At 39.2% G+C, this 2,763-nt stretch carries 3 protein-coding genes; 2 read left to right on the forward strand and 1 reads right to left on the reverse strand.

Annotation, left to right across the window (positions count from 1 at the left end; all coding sequences use genetic code 11):
- Positions 1–374: 374 nt before the first annotated feature.
- A complete protein-coding gene (locus tag H6G97_RS49335) occupies positions 375–794 on the forward strand; it encodes a response regulator (RefSeq protein ID WP_190947549.1) in 420 nt (139 codons plus the stop codon).
- A gap of 589 nt (positions 795–1,383) precedes the next feature.
- Positions 1,384–1,593, forward strand: coding sequence for a hypothetical protein (locus H6G97_RS49340; protein WP_190947550.1), 210 nt, complete (start codon positions 1,384–1,386; stop codon positions 1,591–1,593).
- Positions 1,594–2,013: 420 nt separating this feature from the next.
- Here the strand turns inward: H6G97_RS49340 and H6G97_RS49345 are convergent.
- A partial coding sequence (locus H6G97_RS49345) for a putative bifunctional diguanylate cyclase/phosphodiesterase (protein ID WP_190947551.1) occupies positions 2,014–2,763 on the reverse strand: 750 nt, incomplete at its 5' end.

Below are 2,763 nucleotides of genomic sequence, written 5' to 3' on the forward strand. Positions count from 1 at the left end.
ATACTTTCCTTCAAGCTGATAACTATCACAATATTTCAATAAAACTTGATGAATTCTCACAACACTTTCACAAATTCTACTGTTTTTGCTGGTTCTCATGCTTTATCTAACCCCCTATTAATTCAATTAATAGAATTGCTACACTTTCAAAGGATACGTTATCTATTTGGAAGCTCCAAAACAATTAATAAAACTTTTACATCATTTGTGTTTAATTAAACATTTGATTTTTCACAGGATGTGGAAAAGGTTATTTTTAGGGCTTATTAAGCTCGGGACTAGCTCTAATACTATCATTTACTAGTTAACGACTACAACCTATCATGGTTAAGGTTTGTCTCCAACTTCATTAATACTTTAAATAGGAGAAAAATATGCAAAAAACAGCTATTTCTACCGCAAATAAAACTAATAAAAATGTTATTAAGCGGATCTTAGTTTGTGATGATGTAGCTGATAACTCTTTCTTGATAAAAACCATTTTAGAAGCAGAGAACTGTTTGGTTGAAAGTGTTGATTCGGGTGCAGCAGTGCTAACCTTTCTTGAAACCGACCCTAACCCACCTGACTTACTAATATTAGATATTCAAATGCCTGTAATGGATGGATTTGAAGTTGTTCAACGCTTGAGAGAATTAACTAAATTCCAATTTCTACCAATTCTTTTGGTCACAAGTTTTGATTATGATCTTAATAAGATGAATGGTATAAAATGTGATGGATTTATCCAGAAGCCCATTGACATTGATACAGTCACCTCTAAAGTGCGAGAGATTTTAGACCGAAATTCTTAAAGATTCCCTCGTAAATGCTAGCTACTTCATTGATACATTAGGGTTATGAATGATGCGATTGCTGTAAGGTTGGAACATATCTTATTAATGCATTTCAATAGTAAGGCATGGGAAGAGTTTCAACCGTTTTTGTGAACCCCCAATTTTGTAAAGGTTTTCTATTAAGTGAAACAAATCTCGTATTTCTCGACGTTTTACATCAGGGGCTAGTAGTCTGCCAACCCAAAATTGCGCTTGTGGAGGCCGGTAGGGGGCAGGGGGACAGGGGAGCAGGGGAGCAGAGGAGAGATTTGTACAAGTTCTTTTCTTTCACCCCTGCCCCTCCGCACCTCTGCCCAAGAGCTTGCCACCACGCAAAGTTTGTGTGGCGAAGCACTAGTTGGTCAATGATAAGCTAATGAGCATTTAAGTTGCATAAACCCAGGGCTGAAGCCCTTACCACGAGCGAGTCAGTCTGGAAAAATGAATGACGATTAGCTTATTTCAAATACCATCATGTCCATCGCCCATACAGAACAAAGGCATCTAAAGGATAAGAATCCTTTAATACTTGGTTTGGGCGTTTTTAAATCAGCAGTCTGATGTGAGAATGAGGGCAGTTATCCGAAAGCCAGTTGAGCCGGAGGAGGCGAGCGCTTACATTAGGCGCACTTTCACAGAAATACTCTACCGAGTTATTCACATCGATAGAGTATATAAAATTACTATAATCATCTTTTACCAGTATTCAGCTTATATTTTAGTAACTATTTATACCTATATACAAATACTGCAAATCTTGCCGAAAGCGATCGCATAAAGCACTGTATGAGGGCAATCACTCCAAAACCTACTCTCATCACTGCGGCTATCTCCTGATATCCTTTGACAGCATAGGTTATAGCTGGGGCAATTTCATTAAATGATGATTCAGTTGATGCAATGAATGAACAAAAAACTTTTGCAAGAGGTCTTGCGAAGAAGGCGATCAGCGTTCGCTGTCTTCGTCTCCTTTGGCACAGCCTCCCGCTCTTAAGGAGAAGGGTTAAGCGGGAGCTTATCGCCTACGACGCAATACGGTTCGGTTAAAGGTTTTGAATACATCCTTTACCCAATACCTGTAAACCCATTCCCCAAACTACAAGGAAAGTGAAAAATGTTTATCCGAACCGTATTGCAACTAGAAGCACTGACAAATGTTTGAGTAACTACTAGGAAGATATCAAGCTCAAAAAAATAGTTACCACTGAGTATTGGTGGCAATTAATGCTGTCGCCGCTAAACTATCCAATGGTTCAGAGAAAAAATATCCTTGGGCAGATTCACATTTCAACTTTCTCAAAAGCGCTAGTTGCTGTCGTGTCTCCACACCTTCAATACTGGGCGAAACACCAAGTTTGTTTGCCAAGGTAATGATGATTTCACAAACTTCTAAATTTCTGCTGCTTGCGTTCATCGAGGTGATAAAAGAGCGGTCAATTTTCAATATATCAATCGGAAAGTGAGAAAGACGACTTAATGAAGAGTAGCCACTCCCAAAATCATCAATTGATAATGCAATGCCCATCTGCTTGAGTTTTAACAGGTTAGCACTGGTTTGATCATCGTTTTCCATAATTACGTTTTCAATGATTTCTAGCACAAGACATTTGGGAGCAAGACCAGTAGAGTGCAAAATTTTTTCAATTTGCTCAATCAAATCTGGCTGAGAAAATTGCTTAAGGGAGAGATTGACATAAATTTTTTCGGGCAAGTTGGTACCCTGGCTTACCCGCCAAGCTTGCATCTGGCGACAGGACTCATGCAACGCCCAGTTGCCAATAGAGACAATTAGTCCAGTTTCTTCTGCTAGGGGAATAAAACTTGCTGGAGGCAGTAAACCACGTTCTGGATGCTGCCAACGCAATAGTGCTTCAAAACCTAAAATAAAGCCAGTAGTAAGCGAAACAATCGGTTGGTAAAAAACGCGAAATTCTTCGCGTTCAACTGC

It is taken from the genome of Nostoc flagelliforme FACHB-838, assembly GCF_014698065.1.
In the GTDB taxonomy this organism is placed as follows: domain Bacteria; phylum Cyanobacteriota; class Cyanobacteriia; order Cyanobacteriales; family Nostocaceae; genus Nostoc; species Nostoc flagelliforme_B.